The organism is Methylobacterium trifolii, assembly GCF_022179685.1.
GTDB classification, from domain to species: Bacteria; Pseudomonadota; Alphaproteobacteria; order Rhizobiales; family Beijerinckiaceae; genus Methylobacterium; species Methylobacterium trifolii.
In genome coordinates this window covers 1-2,252 of the sequence record NZ_BPRB01000358.1, presented here as the reverse complement: position 1 = coordinate 2,252, position 2,252 = coordinate 1, and the positions used below count along the sequence as shown (strand labels likewise).

The window sequence follows — 2,252 nt, the reverse complement described above, 5'->3', positions numbered from 1 at the left end:
CCAGTCCACGACGGTCCCGTTGTTCTGCAGCAGCATGTCGTCCGTGCGGTCCCCGTTGAAGTCGCCGGTGCCGACAACGGTGTAGCCGGTGGCGCCATTCGTAATGACGCGGCCGGACTGGTAGGCACCGTTCACCAACTGCCACGTGATGATGGTGCCGCCGGACTGCAGGACGAGATCGTCGGTGCCGTCCCCGTTGAAATCGCCCGCGCCGACCACCGTGAAGCCGCCGGCATCGCCCAGCAGGCGCCCGGATTGGTAGCGGCCGTTCCGCATCGTCCATTCGACCACGCTCGAACCGTTCTGCAGGACGATGTCGTCGGTGCCGTCGCCGTCGAAGTCGCCGATGGCACGGATGGTGTAGCCGGCGGCCCCATCGGTGATGTTGTTGCCGGACTGGTACTGGCCGTTGCCCATGATCCAGTCGACGACGGTGCCGCCGTTCTGGAGCAGGATGTCGGCTGTACCGTCGCCGTTAAAGTCACCCGTGCCGCGCACCGTGAAGCCGGTGGCGCCATTCGTGATCAGGGTGTTGTTGGCAACAGCCGTGTTGCTGATCGTCCAGTTGCGCACGGAGCCGCCCGATTGCAGCAGAAGGTCCGACGTGCCGTCCCCGTTCAGGTCGTCGGCGACGGTCCCGGCGAGGTTCACGGTCCTGTCGGTGAAACGCAGGCGCTCGATCGAGGTCAGCGTGTCGGTGAAGCCGGAGGCCGCCACCGTGTAGGTGCCGTTGCCGGTGCGGGCGATCGTGGCCGCCGAGCGGGCGACGTTGAAGGTCGCGGTGTCGATGCCCGCGCCGCCGTCGATCGTGTCGTTGCCGCCGTTGCCGGTCAGCGTGTTGTTGGCACTGTTGCCGGTGAGCCGGTCGTTGCCCGCGCCGCCGATGGCGGTCTCGATCACGGTGCCCTGGGCGATCGCGATGTTGTTGGTCAGGCCGCTCGCGCTGCTGAAGGCGCCCGCGGTCAGGTTCACGGTGGCGCCCTGCGAGAAACCGGACAGGTCGAGGGTGTTGTTGGTGCCCTGGTCGTAGAGCGTCACCACCGGCGCGGTGTTGTTGCTGAAATCGTACAGGCCGCTCAGGAGACCGGTGACGTTCGAATTGAACCCGAACACCTGCCCGCCGGTGAACTGCGTCTGGCTGGAGGGCGCCGCCCCGTAGAGCTGCTGGATCGCCAGGATGTCGCCCTGCATCACCGTGTGGGGCGCCGAGCGGTAGTAACCGTCCGGCGACACGCCCCAGTTGGTGCCGGTGACCGGGTAGCTTCCGCCGTACTGGGCGGTGCCGGAGTTGCGCCAGTAGATGTAGGACATGAGCGTCCACATCCGCTCGTCGTAGGCGCTGTATTGCTGCGTCGCCGGATTGACGTTGCCGTTGTAGGGACCCTCGTGCCCGAGGCCGAGCAGGTGGCCGACCTCGTGGATGATGGTGGACTGGCCGTAGCCGCCCACCGTGTTGAGGTTGCCGGAAAGGTCGAAGCCGGCGCCGCTGGTGTCGATCGAGATCCGGGCCTGGTCCGTATGGCTGCCGAGGGTGGCGCCGCTGGCGGTCGAGGTCGCGCCGGTCTCGTAGGCGCGGCCGTCGCTGCCGCGCTGGAGCAGGACGTTGGCGGCCGCGCTCGAGCCGGCTGCGGTGAACGTGACGTTGGCGACCGACGACCACATCGCGAAGGCGCGCAGGACCGTGGTCTGCTCGGTCGCCGTGAAGGCCGAAGTGCTATCGAAGAAATAGCTGATGGTCGCGCCGGTGCCCGCGGTCGAGGGACCCCACTTGTTGGCGGTGCGACCGGTCGATCCCCAGTAGGAGGTGCTCGTCGCCGTCCCGTCCGGGTTCAGCGCGTTCACGTAGGAGACTTCCTGCGCGAAGGTCGGGCTGACGGGGCCTGCGTCGTCTCCGGGCGCGGTCGTGGTGGGCTCCGTACCCGGCAGGACCGGATCGGGGCGGATCATCCCGCCGTCATCGTCCGGCTCGGGGACGAGATAGCTGGTGCGGTGGTTCCGGCTGCTTGCGCTCATGTCCCCTCCCTGCATCGACGAGACAGAGCCCGCGCGAACAGCCGGCACATGCCGACTATCCGATCCGCACCCTGCGACATGACCTGTCGGACCTGAAATCCACGGCTCTCGGGCAGCGCAACCCTTGGATTTCAGACTTTGCGTTTCGCTCAGATGAATCTTCGAACCGCCAATCGTGGCCGGGACACATCGTTTTCCACGACGACATAGACCATAGATTGCTAGAGCGTGTTATGAAC

Annotated in this window: 1 protein-coding gene; it reads right to left on the bottom strand. The window is 66.7% G+C overall.

The window, feature by feature from the left end; translation table 11 throughout:
* On the bottom strand, nt 1-2,013 hold a 2,013-nt coding region (locus COGEMETH_RS24365; RefSeq protein ID WP_238185256.1), incomplete at its 3' end, for an FG-GAP-like repeat-containing protein.
* Between the last annotated feature and the right edge of the window lie 239 nt (nt 2,014-2,252).